The following is a 13,607-nucleotide window of genomic DNA, read 5'->3' on the forward strand; positions in this document are numbered from 1 at the left end:
TTGGGCTTGTCTTATGCGATTCCGCCGCCACCGTAACCGGCAAACGGTTGGCCCACGAGCGGCGAATTGGGCGGCGCGCGAGTCAAACCCCCAGCGACTTCAGCTTGCGGTGCAGCGCCGAGCGCTCCATGCCGATGAACTCGGCGGTCTTCGAGATGTTGCCGCCGAAGCGGTTGATCTGGGCGATCAGATAATCCTTCTCGAACTGTTCGCGCGCCTCGCGCAACGGCAGCGCCATGATGTGCTGGTCGGACTGGTTAGGCGTGCGCGGCATAACATCGCCGATCTCGGACGGCAGGAGGTCCGCGGTGATGGGCGCATCGACGTCGTCGCCGCGCGCCAGGATCATCAGGCGCTCGACATTGTTGCGCAACTGGCGGACGTTGCCCGGCCAGTTGTGCGCCTGCAGCACGGCAAGCGCGTCGTCGCCGATGCGGCGCGGCTTGATACCGGCCTGGCGGGCGATCTGCTTCATGAAGTTGTCGACGAGGTAGGGGATGTCCTCGCGCCGCTCGGCCAGTCCGGGCACCATGACCGGAACCACCGCCAGGCGATGGTACAGATCCTCGCGGAAACGCCCGTCGGCGATCATGGCTTCCAGGTTCTGCGAGGTCGAAGAGATGATGCGGACGTCGACCTTGACCCGTTTGGTGCCCCCTACCCGCTCGAACTGCTGCTCGACCAGCACGCGCAGGATCTTGTTCTGCGTCTCGCGCGGCATGTCGGCCACTTCGTCGATGTAGAGGATGCCTCGATGCGCTTCTTCCAGCGCACCGACCTTGCGCTCGACACCGTTCGATTCGGTGCCGAACAGCTCGATCTCCATGCGCTCTGGAGTGATGTTGGCAGCGCTCAGTGTCACGAACGGCGCGCCCTTGCGTGCGGACAGCGTGTGGATGGCGCGCGCCGCCAGTTCCTTGCCGGATCCGGAAGGACCTATGATCATGACACGGCTGTTGGTCGGCGCGACGCGCTCGATGGTCTGGCGCAGCTGGCTCATCGCCGACGACATGCCGATCAGGTCGAAGGTCTCGCCGCTGCGCTGCTTGAGGTCGGAAACCTCGCGCCGCAATTTCGAGGTTTCCAGCGCGCGCTCGGCAATGAGAATCAGCCTGTCGGCCTTGAACGGCTTCTCGATGAAATCATAGGCACCGCGCCGGATGGCCGAGACCGCCGTTTCGATGTTCCCATGGCCGGAGATCATCACCACCGGCAGGGTCGGATGCATGGTCTTGATCTCGTCGAGCAGCGCCAGGCCGTCCAGACGCGAGCCCTGCAGCCAGATGTCGAGAAAAATCAACCTCGGCGCACGATCGGCGATGGCGGCCAGCGCGCTGTCGGCATCGAAGGCCGTGCGGGTTTCGTGACCTTCGTCGCTCAGGATTCCTGCGACGAGCTCGCGGATGTCTTCCTCGTCATCGACGATGAGAATATCAGACGCCATTACCGACCTTTTCAGTTTCTCTTTCGTGTTCCGTCTTGCCTTCGCCGCGTGACGGCGCGACAGCCGAGAGCGGCAGGATGATGCTGATCATCGCGCCGCGTCCGCCATGGAAATCCGCGGGCGCATCATGAAGTTCCAGCCTGCCACCATGGTCCTCCACGATCTTCTTGACGATAGCGAGGCCAAGTCCGGTGCCCTTCTCGCGTGTGGTCATATAGGGCTCGAGCAGCCGTTGGCGATTCTCGCGCGGCAGGCCTTTGCCATTGTCGATGACGTCAATTCTGATGGCGCCATTCTGACGGGCGGCTTGAATCCGGATTATGCCGTGCGAACCGTCCTTCTGTTCCAATCCGTCGATCGCCTCGGCGGCGTTCTTGATCACATTGCCGAAAGCCTGCGCCAGCAGCCGGCTGTCGAACGTGCCCTTGAGCGGTTCGTTGCCGAATATCCGCTCGAAGGTGATGTCGGCGCGGCTCACTTCGACCAGGAACGACGCCTCACGCAATGATTCGCGCAGATCGATGGCCTTCATCTCGGGCTTGGGCATACGCGCGAAGGCGGAGAATTCGTCGACCATGCGGCCGATATCCTCGACCTGCCGGATGATGGTGTCGGTACACTGGTCGAAAACCTCGCGGTCCTCAGTGATGACCTTGCCGTAGCGGCGCTTGATGCGCTCGGCCGAAAGCTGGATCGGCGTCAGCGGGTTCTTGATCTCGTGGGCGATGCGGCGCGCCACGTCGGCCCAGGCGGAAGAACGCTGGGCCTGAACCAGATCAGTGATGTCGTCGACCGTCACGACGTAGGATTTTTCCTCAGAACCGTCGTCGCCCGCTTCGATGGTGATCTGCACATTGAAGGTGCGCTCGGTGCCGGCGCGGAAGAATGTCACCTGCTCGCGGTAGACGGGCTTGCCCGACTGGCGGCCGATCTCGAAGACGCGGCCGACATGCGGCAGAACGGCGGAGAGGTTCTGCCCGAGCGCGGCACTGGCGGAGATGGCCAGCATCGATTCGGCCGAACGGTTGACGATGGTGACGATGCCGTAGGGATCGACGCCGATGACGCCGGCGGTGACGCCGGCGAGCACGGCCTCGGAAAAGCGCCGCCGCTCGTCGATCAAGTCCTTCGCCGACAGGATCTCGTTGCGTTGCGATTTGAGTTCCAGCAGCATCTTGTTGAACGTGTCGCCGAGCGAGGCGACGTCGCCATCGGAAGGCCTGACCGGGACCGCGACGTCGAGATTGCCGGTCGCCACCTCATCGGCGGCACCGATGAGCTGGCGAATCGGCCGCACGAGACGGTCGGCAACGGCAATGCCGGTCCATATCGCCGACAGGATGATGATCAGGGTCAGCGACAGGTAGGGCAGCGCGAAGGCGACCTGCGACGTGCGCCTGTTGTCCTCGAGATTGCGGTATTCGTCGGTGTTGGACCTGACGATCTGCCGGGCCTTGATCACCTCGGGATCGACCAGGCGGATGGTGTAGAGGTAGAGACCCTCGATCTCGCGTAGCTTGACGATGGCCCCCATGATGTTGCGGGTGCGCGGCTCTATCAGCACCGGTTTGCCCTCGCTAGCGCTGCTGACTGAGCCTTCCGGCGGCTCCGGCATGGCGAAATCGGCATCGGTCTGGGCGCTCATGACGAACGAGCCATCGGGCTTGATCAGCGCCGCATGCGCCAGCGACCGACCCACCGCCTCCTTGTTCAGGAGGTCGAGAAAGCCTGTGCGATCAAGGCCGTAGAGCGTGCGCGACGCATCGAGATCATAGGCCATCGACAGCGTCGTGCCCTGCAGATTGCGGGCGTTTTCCTGGACATAGGCATCGGCGATCGACAGCGAGGAATTGACGATCGTCTTGGTGCGGATCTCGAACCAGCGGTCGAGGCCGATATCGAGCGTGATCGAGGCGATGATCGCCACCATGATGGCGGGTATGGCGGCAACCAGCGCGAACATGGCGACGATGCGCACATGCAGCCGCGAGGCGGCCTTGCCGTGCCGGCGCGCCATGACGATGCGATGCACCTCGCGTCCGACCAGCGCCATGAGGAAAAGCACGAAGGCGGCGTTGAGCGCGATCAGCGCCCAGGTCGTCCTGGCGTCAGGCGCGATCGGCGTCGCGCCGACCAGGATGGTGAACGAAATGGCCGCCATGACCAGCGCGCCGACGACCGCCACGATGCCGGGCAGTGCCAGCAGGCGGCGCCCGTCTCGCGCGCCGGGTTCGCTGAAAAGCGGTTGGTTGAGTACAGGTGCCTGCGGAGCCATGTCGCCGTCTGGGAGCCAATGATTGCGTCCGATCTATGCAACGCATTGTGGCGATTATGCAACAAGTGTGACAATGGCGGAAATCTTTCGCCGCTCAGTCCCCTGAAAAAGAGTGCGTCAGATCGGCGTTCAGCCCGGCCGCGACGATTTATAGACGTTGACGCCCAGTTCGCGAATCTTCTTGCGCAGCGTGTTGCGGTTCAGCCCCAGCAGTTCGGCGGCCTTGATCTGGTTGCCGCGGGTTGCCGTCATCGAGGCCAGGACCAGCGGATATTCGACTTCGGACAGGATCCGCTGATAGAGGCCGGCGGGCGGCAATTCGCCGGCAAACGAGGCGAAATAGCGCTGCAGGAAATGCTCCACCGCCTGGCCGATGGAGAGGTCGTCGGGGATGAGGTTGCCGCCGCCGGGGACCACGGGGCGCTCGCCGGTCTTGAGTTCCGCCTCGATGATCTCGGCGGAAATCTCGTCCTGCGAATAGAGCGCCGCCAGCCGGCGAACGAGGTTTTCCAGTTCGCGCACATTGCCCGGCCAAGGGTAGCGCTTCATCAGTTCGATGCCGCCGGACGAGATGCGCTTGGTCTGTAGGCCTTCCATCTCGCCCAGCTTGAAGAAGTGACGCACGAGGTCGGGCACGTCCTCTGAACGCTCGCGCAATGCCGGCAGCCTGAGCGGCACGACATTGAGGCGATAGAACAGGTCTTCGCGGAACAAACCCTGGTTGATGAGCGTGCGCAAATCCTTGTTGGTGGCGGCGACGATGCGCACATCGGTCTTGATCGGCGTGCGGCCGCCGACGGTCGTGTATTCGCCCTGCTGCAGGACACGCAGCAGGCGGGTCTGCGCCTCCATCGGCATATCGCCGATCTCGTCGAGGAAAAGCGTGCCGCCCTCGGCCTGCTCGAAACGGCCGGTGGAGCGGTTCTGGGCGCCGGTGAAAGCGCCCTTCTCGTGACCGAACAATTCCGATTCGATCAAGTCGCGCGGGATCGCCGCCATGTTGATGGCGACGAATGGACCGCCGCGACGGCGGCCATATTCATGCAGCGCGCGTGCCACCAGTTCCTTGCCGGTGCCGGATTCGCCAGAGATCATCACCGTCAGGTCGGTCTGCATCATGCGCGCCAGCATGCGGTAGATGTCCTGCATGGCCGCCGAGCGGCCGACCAGCGGCATCGTTTCGGGCTGCTCATCCGGCCGCGCGTCGATCTTCGGCCGCCTCGGCTCCGACAGCGCCCGGTTGACGATGTTGAGCAACTCGGTCAGGTCGAACGGTTTTGGCAGATATTCATAAGCGCCGGTCTCGGATGCACGGATGGCCGTCATGAACGTGTTCTGGGCGCTCATGACGATGACGGGCAGCTCGGGCCGCGCCTTCTTGATGCGGGGCAGCATGTCGAAGGCGTTCTCGTCCGGCATGACCACGTCGGTGATGACGAGGTCGCCCTCGCCCGCCGCTACCCACCGCCACAAGGTCGAGGCATTGGAGGTGACGCGCACCTCGTGGCCGACGCGAGACAAAGCCTGATTGAGCACGGTGCGGATCGCCGCATCGTCATCGGCGACGAGAATATTGCCGCGAACGGTCATTTGCGGTCTCCTTCGCCGTCTTCATCGGCACCAAACTGCGTTTCCTTCCAGGCCGGCATCAGGATGCGGAAGGTGGTTCCGCGCGGGGTCGATTCGCATTCGATGATGCCGCCATGCTCGCCGACGATCTTGGCAACAAGTGCCAGCCCCAGCCCCGAGCCATTCGGCTTGGTGGTGATGAAGGGATCGAACAGGATCGGCAGGATGTCCTCCGAGACGCCGGAGCCATTGTCGCGCACGCAGAACTCCAGCGGCAGCGAGACGCGGTCCTGCGTGCCCGGAACCGAAACGCGAATGCCGGGCCGGAAGGCGGTCGACAGCACGATCTCGCCCTGCGGATCGCCACCGATCGCCTCGGCGGCGTTCTTCACCAGGTTGAGGAACACCTGAATCAGCTGGTCGCGATTGGCGAATACCGGAGGCAACGATGGATCGTAGTCCTCCAATATCTTGATTTTCTTCGCAAAACCATTCTTAGCGATCGCCTTCACATGGTCGAGTACGACATGGATGTTGACGGGATAGCGGTCGATCGGACGCTCGTCGGAAAACACCTCCATGCGATCGACCAGCGAGACGATGCGATCCGTCTCGTCGGTGATCAGCCGGGTCAGCGCGCGGTCCTCGTCGGAAGCGGACAGTTCGAGCAGTTGCGCGGCGCCACGAATGCCGGAGAGCGGGTTCTTGATCTCATGGGCGAGCATGGCCGCCAGGCCGGTCACCGAGCGGGCCGCACCGCGATGCGTCATCTGGCGGTCGATCTTGTCGGCCATCGACCGCTCCTGGAACATGACCACGACGGAGCCAGGGAATTCGGGCACCGGCGCGACATAGAGATCGACGACCTTCTCGATACCGAGGCGTGGCGACGACACATCGACCCGATACTCGTTGACCGGTGCCCGGCGTTCGCGCACCTGATCGACCAGGGTCAGCAGCGGGCTGCCGAAGGGGATCAACTTCGACAAAGTATTGCGCGCCAGCATGGTCGCGCTGGAGCGAAAAAAGTCCTCTGCATCGGCATTGGCGAAGGTGATGAAGCCTTCGTCGCTGATCATGATCACCGGGCGGCGGATCGTGTTGAGGACTATCTGGGCGGCATCAGCCATTTCAGACCCCTGGCCAGCGATAGCGTTCATGCGGCGCTCCGCAGGCTCAAGGGTTGCGGATCACGCGAGAAGACATTTCGCAGCGAGGCAATGACGCGGCCCGGCTCGAACGTGGTCAGGATGGCTTTTCGGTCGTCGTCGGCGACGCCAACGGCATGGCGATCGAGATACCAGCCGAGATGCTTGCGCGCCTGGCGCAAGCCGCTTTCGAAGCCATAGAGCGCCAGCATGTCCTCGTAGTGGGCGACGACATAGTCGGCCAGAGCCGCGGGATCTCGCGGGACGTTGGTCGCCGTTTCGCCAGCAGCGGCGGTTGCGATGCCGCCGGCGACCCAGGGCGCGCCATAGTGCGCGCGGCCGACCATCACGGCATCGGCGCCGGATTGATCGAGAATGGCGGCGGCCTCGGCCGGGGAACAGACATCGCCATTGGCAACGACCGGAATCGACACCGCTTCCTTGACGCGGGCGATGGCACGCCAGTCGGCCTTGCCCTGATAGAATTGGCAGCGCGTGCGGCCGTGCACCGTCACCATGCTGACACCCGCCTGCTCGGCGCGGCGCGCGAGGATGGGCGCATTGAGCGCGGCTTCGTCCCAACCGAGCCGCATCTTGACCGTCACCGGCACCTTGACCGCGCCGACCACGGCCTCGATCAGCGACAGCGCGTGATCGAGATCCAGCATCAATGCCGAGCCGGCATAACCACCAGTGACCTTCTTGGCCGGGCAGCCCATGTTGATGTCGATGATGTCGGCACCCTCGCCCGCAGCCATGCGCGCGGCTTCGGCCATGTGCACGGCCTCACGGCCGGCGAGCTGCACCATATGGACGGGGAGGCCGGAATGACGTATGCGCAGGTCGAAGCCGGCCCTGCCCTTGGCGAGTTCGCCGCTCGCCACCATTTCGGACACGACCAAGCCGGCGCCATGAGCGTGGGCGCGCCGCCGGAAAGGCTCGTCAGTAATACCCGACATCGGCGCAAGGAATACGCGATTGCGGATTTCCACGCCGCCGACATCGAGAGGCGCGGCCAATTTGGCTGAGTTAACCATGCACAAAAACCAAGCACGTCTATTCGTTGCACATTCTCTAGCCATATTGGCCACGATGTGCAACGCGGAATGACGCCACATTAAGGCGCAATTGGGAAAAAGCCGGCTCGCGTTTTTTGCCGCGACCAGGGCATCGCGTATCCACCGAAACCGGCGAAGGACGCTTTGGAGTTCATATTTGACGCACGATCTTTTCGGAAAACCAATTACACTTTTGGGGATCGTGCGCTAAGCCAATCGCCATGACCGACGGAAGTGAAAACTCGAGCGCGACGGGTGGGGTTGCGGTGGTGATCGTCGCCGCCGGCCGCGGCGCTCGTGCCGGGCAGGCCAACGGACCCAAGCAGTACCAGAATATCGGCGGACGCGCCGTCATTGCCCATACGCTGGAGATGTTTCTCGCCCATCCGCGAACCGGCCGGATTGTCGTCGCCATCCATGCAGACGACCGCGAACTGTTTCAGCATGCGGCGGGCGGCCTCGTGAATGAGAACCAGGCTCGGCGTGTCATCACCGTCATTGGCGGGCCCACGCGTCAGGAGTCCGTCCGGCTCGGGTTGCTGGCGCTGAAAGACCACGCGCCTGACCAGGTTCTCATTCACGATGCCGTGCGCCCGTTCGTCGATGCGGACCTGATCGACCGCACCATCGCCGCCATCGGCGAGAACGAGGGGGCGTTGCCTGCCCTGCCCGTCGCCGACACGCTCAAGCGCGAGTCGGCGTCGGGCGCGGTCGCGGAAACCGTTTCCCGCAGCGGACTGCACGCGGCGCAGACACCGCAAGGTTTCCCCTACCGGCCGATCCTTGCGGCGCATGACAGGGCGCATCAATTGGGCAGACTGGACTTCACCGACGATGCGGCCATCGCCGAATGGGCGCATATTCCAGTCCAACTCGTTCCGGGCTCGCCGGACAATGTCAAACTCACCTGGGCACGGGACATCGCCATGGCGCACGAGCGGCTTTCCAGCGAACGGCAACACTTCCCCGACATTCGCACCGGCAACGGCTACGACGTCCATGCCTTCGAACCCGGCGACCATGTCACCTTATGCGGCGTCGCCATTCCGCATGACAAGAAACTCTCCGGCCATTCCGATGCCGATGTCGGCCTGCACGCTTTGACCGATGCACTGCTAGCGACTTGTGGTGATGGCGACATCGGCACGCATTTTCCGCCGTCCGACCCGCAGTGGAAGGGTGCAGCGTCGCGCATCTTCGTCGAACACGCGGCCAAAGTGGTGCGCGGGCGCGGCGGGCGCATCGCCAATGCCGACATCACACTGATATGCGAGGCGCCGCGCGTCGGCCCGCACCGCCAGGCAATGACATCGGCGCTCTCGCAGATGCTGGGCATTTCGGCCGACCGCATCTCGATCAAGGCGACAACCAACGAGAAGCTCGGCTTCGTCGGCCGCGAGGAAGGCATTGCGGCGATCGCCACCGCCAGCGTGGTGTTTCCCGGAGAAGTGCCGGAATGAGCAACGCCGAACTCGCCATCGCCCTGCTTGGCGCCTGTCAGAAACGCGGCATCATGGTGACGACGGCGGAAAGCTGTACCGGCGGCTTGATCATCGCCGCGCTCACCGACATTGCCGGCTCCTCGGCCGTGGTCGACCGCGGCTTCATCACCTATTCCAACGAAGCCAAGATGGAGATGCTCGGCGTTTCCGCCGCAACTCTCGACGCGCATGGCGCGGTGTCGCGCGAAACGGTGCTGGAGATGGCGGCCGGCGCGCTGGCGCATTCACGCGCGAGCCTCTCACTTGCCGTTACCGGCATTGCCGGCCCCGGCGGAGGGTCGGCGGACAAGCCGATCGGCCTGGTCTGGTTCGGGATCGCCCTGGCTGGCCGGCCTGACGTCGCCGAGCGCCAGTTGTTCGGCCACAAGGGCCGCGAATTCATCCGCCACGAGACGGTGAGACACGCGCTGCAACTCGGCCTGCGCGCGCTGGACTGACAATCACGGCCTGGGATCAGGCGGGGTTTGCGCCGTAGATCACGTCGGCGCGTTTCTCGAAGGCCTCGGAAAACATGCGGAAGCCGCGGTCGAACATCGTTCCCATCAGCACGCCGAGAATACGGCTCTTGAACTCGTAATCGATGAAGAAGTGAACCTCGCAGCCGCTATCGGTCGGGTCGAAGCGCCAGATGTTGCTGAGGTATTTGAACGGCCCATCGATGTATTTGACGTCGATGGTCTGTTCCTCGGGCTTCAGCAGCACCTGCGTGGTGAAGGTCTCGCGGATCGCCTTGTAGCCGATGCTCATATCGGCAACGAGAATGGTGCGCCCGTCGCGCTCCTTGCGCGAACGCACCGTCAGCGCTTCGCAAAGCGGCAGAAACTGCGGATAGGCCTCGATGTCGGCGACCAGCGCGAACATCTGCTGCGGCGTATGGGCAACGCGGCGGGTGGCTTCGAATTTCGGCATAAAACCGGCTAGAATGACTTCTGGAGCTGCGCTTCCCGCGCAGCGCGCAGCCGGGCGAAATCGTCGCCGGCATGGTGCGAGGAGCGTGTCAGCGGGCTCGATGCCACCAGCAGAAAGCCCTTGGTCCGACCGATCGTCTCGAAGGACTTGAACTCTTCGGGTGTGACGAAGCGGATCACCGGATGGTGCTTCTTCGACGGCTGCAGATATTGACCGATGGTCATGAAGTCGACATTGGCCGAACGCAGATCATCCATCAGCTGCAGGATTTCGTTCCGCTCCTCGCCCAGGCCAACCATGATGCCGGACTTGGTGAAGATGGACGGATCGAGTTCCTTGACCCGCTGCAACAGCCGGATCGAATGGAAATAGCGGGCGCCCGGCCGGACCTTCAGATAGTTCGACGGAACGGTTTCGAGATTGTGGTTGAAGACGTCGGGCCTCGCCGCCACGACGATCTCCAACGCGCCGTCCTTGCGCAGGAAATCGGGCGTCAGGATCTCGATCGTGGTCGACGGCGTCGCCGCCCGGATCGCCCGTATGACATCGGCAAAATGCTGCGCACCGCCATCGGCGAGATCATCGCGGTCGACCGAGGTGATGACGACGTGGGTCAGGCCCATTTGCTTTACCGCGTGTGCCACCCGCGCGGGCTCGTCGGGGTCGAGCGCGGTCGGAATACCGGTGGCGACATTGCAGAAGGCGCAGGCGCGCGTGCAGATCTCGCCCATGATCATGAAGGTGGCATGCTTCTTTTCCCAGCACTCGCCGATATTCGGGCACCCGGCCTCTTCGCAGACCGTTACCAGCTTGTGGGATTTCACGATCTCGCGTGTCTCGGCATAGCCCTTTGAGACCGGCGCCTTGACGCGGATCCAGTCCGGCTTGCGCAACACCTCCTGGTCGGGCTTGTGCGCCTTCTCAGGATGCCGCAGCCGCGGCGCGTTGGCGATCGTGTCGAGGACAGTGACCATCTCAAACCCTGGCTCTTCTTGCGACCGCCTGTCTGCCGGCGATCGTCACTTTTACGTCATCTAGGACTTTTCGACACAAAGAAAAAGGCCGAGGCGGCGCATGCCGCCACAGCCGTTTTCGCATAGCCAGGAACGCTATCGACTAGCGACGCACCAGGCGACCGACCCAGATCAGCAGGCAGGCACCGATGAAGCCTGTGATCAGATAGGCGGTCCAGCCGACGCCGAACACGCCGATGTTGAGCGCCTGCAGGATGGCATTCAGCACCACCGCCCCAACGATGCCCATGATAATGTTCATGAAAATGCCGGTGTTGCTCTTCATGACCATTTCGGCGAACCAGCCTGCTAGGCCGCCGATGATGATGGCTGCGATCCAGCCCACGCCGTTCAAGTGCATATGCCTTCTCCTTGCGCATGTAAAAATGCATCTGGAAACGAACTGCCTTGCCGTCGAGATCCCGCAGCTTCCGCAGTTGAGTCTCCTGAAGCGAATCTATCATGCGTTCAAGGCGCGCCCATAGGCGTCGAGGACGCTTTCCTTCATCATTTCCGACAGCGTCGGATGCGGGAAGATGGTGTGCATCAGCTCTTCCTCGGTCGTTTCGAGGTTCATCGCCACGACAAAACCCTGGATCAGTTCGGTCACCTCGGCGCCGACCATATGAGCGCCGAGCAACTGGCCGGTCTTCTTGTCGAAGATGGTCTTGACGAAGCCCTGGTCCTCGCCAAGCGCGATCGCCTTGCCGTTGGCGGCGAACTGGAAGCGGCCGACGCGGATATCCTTGCCGTCGGCCTTGGCCTTCGCTTCAGTCAGGCCGACCGAGGCGACCTGCGGATTGCAGTAGGTGCAGCCGGGGATCTTGAGCTTGTCGATGGCATGCACGCCGGGAAAGCTGGCGATCTTTTCGATGCAGACCACGCCCTCATGCTCGGCCTTGTGAGCAAGCATGGGCGGGCCGGCGACATCGCCTATGGCGTAGATGCCGGGCACGTTCGTCTTGCCGTAACCGTCGACGGCGACACAGCCGCGATCGGTCTTCACGCCAAGCGCTTCAAGGCCGAGGCCCTCGATATTGCCTTGTACACCGACGGCCGAGATCATGCGGTCGGCGGTGATCTTCTCGACCTTGCCGTCCTTCATCTCGACATGCGCGGTGACCGAGTTGGCCCCTTTCTCGACCTTGGTGACCTTGGCTTCGAGAATGATCTTCATGCCTTGCTTCTCGAACTGCTTCTGCGCGAATTTCGAGACCTCGGCGTCTTCGACCGGCATCACCGCCGGCAGCAGTTCGACAACCGTCACGTCGGCGCCCATGGTGCGGTAGAAGGAGGCGAATTCGATGCCGATGGCGCCCGAGCCCATCACCAGCAGCGACTTCGGCATTTCCTTCGGCACCATGGCCTCGAAATAGGTCCAGATCAGTCTGCCGTCCGGCTCGATGCCGGGCAGCGCGCGCGGCCGGGCGCCGGTCGCCAAGATGATGTGCTTGGCGGTGTAGGTGCCCTCGCCCTTGACGCCTTTCGGCACCGGCGGCTGCGGCTCCATCGGCTTCTTGGCCGTCTTGGAAACGACGATCTCACCAGGCTTGGAAAGCTTCGCCTCGCCCCAGATGACGTCGACCTTGTTCTTCTTCATCAGGAAGGCCACGCCGCCATTCAGCCTCAACGATACTTTTCGCGAACGGTCAACCACGGCCGCCGTGTCGGCGCTGATCTTGCCGCCTTCGAGCTTGAGGCCATAATCCTTCAGATGATCGGAATAGTGCATGATCTCGGCCGAGCGCAGCAGCGCCTTGGTCGGTATGCAGCCCCAGTTGAGGCAGATGCCGCCAAGATGCTCGCGCTCGACGATCGCCGTCTTGAAGCCGAGCTGGGCGGAACGCACCGCCGTGACATAGCCGCCGGGACCGGAACCGATGATGATGACGTCGTAATTCTCAGCCACGGTTTTCTCCTTGATCACAATTCCAGCATGACGCGTACGACCGATGCCAGCGCCTTGCCGATGTTTCGCGTGTTTTCGGCGTCGAGGTGGACGCCGTCGAGCGGCGTGGTCACCGCCACCGTGCCGGCATCGAAGAAGCCGCAGCCGGCTTCGTCGGCGAGTGTTGCGTATTGCGGTGCAAGTAATTTCGAGGCGTCATCGCCGCCGGCGAACATCGCCTTGAAATCGGCATTCTCGGTCCGAGTGACAAGAGGCGGCGAAACGATCAGGATCTGCGGTGCGGCCCAGTTGAATGGATAGTCATGGCCACGCACGATGTCGATCAGCCGCTGGATGCCATACTTGGCTGCGACGGGGTTGCCGTGGATCCAGGGCTTCATGTCGTTGGCGCCGAGCATGATGACGATCAGGTCGATCGGGGCATGTGTCGCCAAAACCGTGGGCAACGTTTTGGCACCGTTGCGGTCGGCCCCGGCCATATGATCGTCGAAGGCGGTGGTGCGGCCATTGAGGCCATCGGCGATGACTTGCACGCCGCCACCGAGGGCAGCCTGCAGCACACTTGGCCAGCGGTCCTCAAGCGCATGACGGCCACCCTCGGCATTGTAGCCCCAGGTCAGCGAGTCGCCGTAGCAAAGCACCGTCTTCATGCGTTCAATCTGCCTTCATTTCAGCTACCCGCGCACCCGCCAGCGCACGACCGTCACAATGCCGCCCAGGACCAGAGAAAGCCGGAAGGCCCTGAAGGAGGTGAAGATGATCCGCACCGCCTTTGCTTTC

General features: G+C 63.0%; 12 protein-coding genes. 2 read left to right on the forward strand and 10 right to left on the reverse strand.

From position 1 onward, the window contains the following. Window positions 1–82 precede the first annotated feature (82 nt). The 5 genes from ntrX to dusB all read right to left on the reverse strand — a co-directional run bounded on the left by ntrX (window position 83) and on the right by dusB (window position 7,473). On the reverse strand, window positions 83–1,444 hold the full coding sequence (gene ntrX / locus A3AU_RS0118905) for a nitrogen assimilation response regulator NtrX (protein WP_010909346.1): 1,362 nt from the start codon (window positions 1,442–1,444) through the stop codon (window positions 83–85). Continuing rightward, the gene (locus A3AU_RS0118910; protein ID WP_027054256.1) at window positions 1,434–3,719 is read right to left on the reverse strand and encodes a sensor histidine kinase NtrY-like; all 2,286 of its coding nucleotides are present in this window, start codon (window positions 3,717–3,719) and stop codon (window positions 1,434–1,436) included. Before A3AU_RS0118910 ends, ntrX begins: the two co-directional genes overlap by 11 nt. Before the next feature lie 129 nt (window positions 3,720–3,848). After that, window positions 3,849–5,309, reverse strand: a complete 1,461-nt coding sequence (gene ntrC, locus A3AU_RS0118915) for a nitrogen regulation protein NR(I) (protein ID WP_019858034.1) — start codon at window positions 5,307–5,309, stop codon at window positions 3,849–3,851. After that, the gene (locus A3AU_RS0118920; protein WP_027054257.1) at window positions 5,306–6,448 is read right to left on the reverse strand and encodes a two-component system sensor histidine kinase NtrB; all 1,143 of its coding nucleotides are present in this window, start codon (window positions 6,446–6,448) and stop codon (window positions 5,306–5,308) included. Before A3AU_RS0118920 ends, ntrC begins: the two co-directional genes overlap by 4 nt. Continuing rightward, window positions 6,445–7,473: a tRNA dihydrouridine synthase DusB gene (gene dusB, locus A3AU_RS0118925; RefSeq protein ID WP_027054258.1), complete on the reverse strand. Its 1,029-nt coding sequence runs from the start codon at window positions 7,471–7,473 to the stop codon at window positions 6,445–6,447. The genes A3AU_RS0118920 and dusB overlap by 4 nt, the downstream gene beginning before the upstream one ends. Before the next feature lie 242 nt (window positions 7,474–7,715). Between dusB and A3AU_RS0118930 the strand changes: the two genes are divergently transcribed. After that, the gene (locus tag A3AU_RS0118930; RefSeq protein ID WP_027054259.1) at window positions 7,716–8,954 is read left to right on the forward strand and encodes a bifunctional 2-C-methyl-D-erythritol 4-phosphate cytidylyltransferase/2-C-methyl-D-erythritol 2,4-cyclodiphosphate synthase; all 1,239 of its coding nucleotides are present in this window, start codon (window positions 7,716–7,718) and stop codon (window positions 8,952–8,954) included. After that, window positions 8,951–9,433 carry a CinA family protein gene (locus A3AU_RS0118935; protein ID WP_027054260.1) on the forward strand — a complete coding sequence of 161 codons (483 nt, stop codon included), beginning with the start codon at window positions 8,951–8,953 and terminating at the stop codon, window positions 9,431–9,433. The genes A3AU_RS0118930 and A3AU_RS0118935 overlap by 4 nt, the downstream gene beginning before the upstream one ends. 16 nt (window positions 9,434–9,449) lie before the next feature. Here the strand turns inward: A3AU_RS0118935 and A3AU_RS0118940 are convergent, their stop codons facing one another. The 5 genes from A3AU_RS0118940 to A3AU_RS0118960 all read right to left on the reverse strand — a co-directional run bounded on the left by A3AU_RS0118940 (window position 9,450) and on the right by A3AU_RS0118960 (window position 13,477). Next, the gene (locus tag A3AU_RS0118940) at window positions 9,450–9,905 is read right to left on the reverse strand and encodes a type II toxin-antitoxin system RatA family toxin (RefSeq protein WP_027054261.1); all 456 of its coding nucleotides are present in this window, start codon (window positions 9,903–9,905) and stop codon (window positions 9,450–9,452) included. A gap of 8 nt (window positions 9,906–9,913) precedes the next feature. After that, on the reverse strand, window positions 9,914–10,879 hold the full coding sequence (lipA, locus tag A3AU_RS0118945) for a lipoyl synthase (protein ID WP_027054262.1): 966 nt from the start codon (window positions 10,877–10,879) through the stop codon (window positions 9,914–9,916). Between the two features lie 142 nt (window positions 10,880–11,021). Continuing rightward, on the reverse strand, window positions 11,022–11,279 hold the full coding sequence (locus tag A3AU_RS0118950) for a GlsB/YeaQ/YmgE family stress response membrane protein (RefSeq protein WP_027054263.1): 258 nt from the start codon (window positions 11,277–11,279) through the stop codon (window positions 11,022–11,024). Between the two features lie 99 nt (window positions 11,280–11,378). Then, the gene (lpdA, locus tag A3AU_RS0118955; RefSeq protein ID WP_027054264.1) at window positions 11,379–12,827 is read right to left on the reverse strand and encodes a dihydrolipoyl dehydrogenase; all 1,449 of its coding nucleotides are present in this window, start codon (window positions 12,825–12,827) and stop codon (window positions 11,379–11,381) included. Between the two features lie 14 nt (window positions 12,828–12,841). Continuing rightward, on the reverse strand, window positions 12,842–13,477 hold the full coding sequence (locus A3AU_RS0118960; protein WP_027054265.1) for an SGNH/GDSL hydrolase family protein: 636 nt from the start codon (window positions 13,475–13,477) through the stop codon (window positions 12,842–12,844). Window positions 13,478–13,607 lie beyond the last annotated feature (130 nt).

The organism is Mesorhizobium erdmanii USDA 3471, assembly GCF_000472705.1.
GTDB lineage: Bacteria > Pseudomonadota > Alphaproteobacteria > Rhizobiales > Rhizobiaceae > Mesorhizobium > Mesorhizobium erdmanii.

Coding starts and splice junctions, on each gene's coding strand:
- ntrX (WP_010909346.1), bottom strand. CDS start 1,444: ATGGCGTCTGATATTCTCATCGTCGATGACGAGGAAGACATCCGCGAG.
- A3AU_RS0118910 (WP_027054256.1), bottom strand. CDS start 3,719: ATGGCTCCGCAGGCACCTGTACTCAACCAACCGCTTTTCAGCGAACCC.
- ntrC (WP_019858034.1), bottom strand. CDS start 5,309: ATGACCGTTCGCGGCAATATTCTCGTCGCCGATGACGATGCGGCGATC.
- A3AU_RS0118920 (WP_027054257.1), bottom strand. CDS start 6,448: ATGAACGCTATCGCTGGCCAGGGGTCTGAAATGGCTGATGCCGCCCAG.
- dusB (WP_027054258.1), bottom strand. CDS start 7,473: ATGGTTAACTCAGCCAAATTGGCCGCGCCTCTCGATGTCGGCGGCGTG.
- A3AU_RS0118930 (WP_027054259.1), top strand. CDS start 7,716: ATGACCGACGGAAGTGAAAACTCGAGCGCGACGGGTGGGGTTGCGGTG.
- A3AU_RS0118935 (WP_027054260.1), top strand. CDS start 8,951: ATGAGCAACGCCGAACTCGCCATCGCCCTGCTTGGCGCCTGTCAGAAA.
- A3AU_RS0118940 (WP_027054261.1), bottom strand. CDS start 9,905: ATGCCGAAATTCGAAGCCACCCGCCGCGTTGCCCATACGCCGCAGCAG.
- lipA (WP_027054262.1), bottom strand. CDS start 10,879: ATGGTCACTGTCCTCGACACGATCGCCAACGCGCCGCGGCTGCGGCAT.
- A3AU_RS0118950 (WP_027054263.1), bottom strand. CDS start 11,279: ATGCACTTGAACGGCGTGGGCTGGATCGCAGCCATCATCATCGGCGGC.
- A3AU_RS0118960 (WP_027054265.1), bottom strand. CDS start 13,477: ATGAAGACGGTGCTTTGCTACGGCGACTCGCTGACCTGGGGCTACAAT.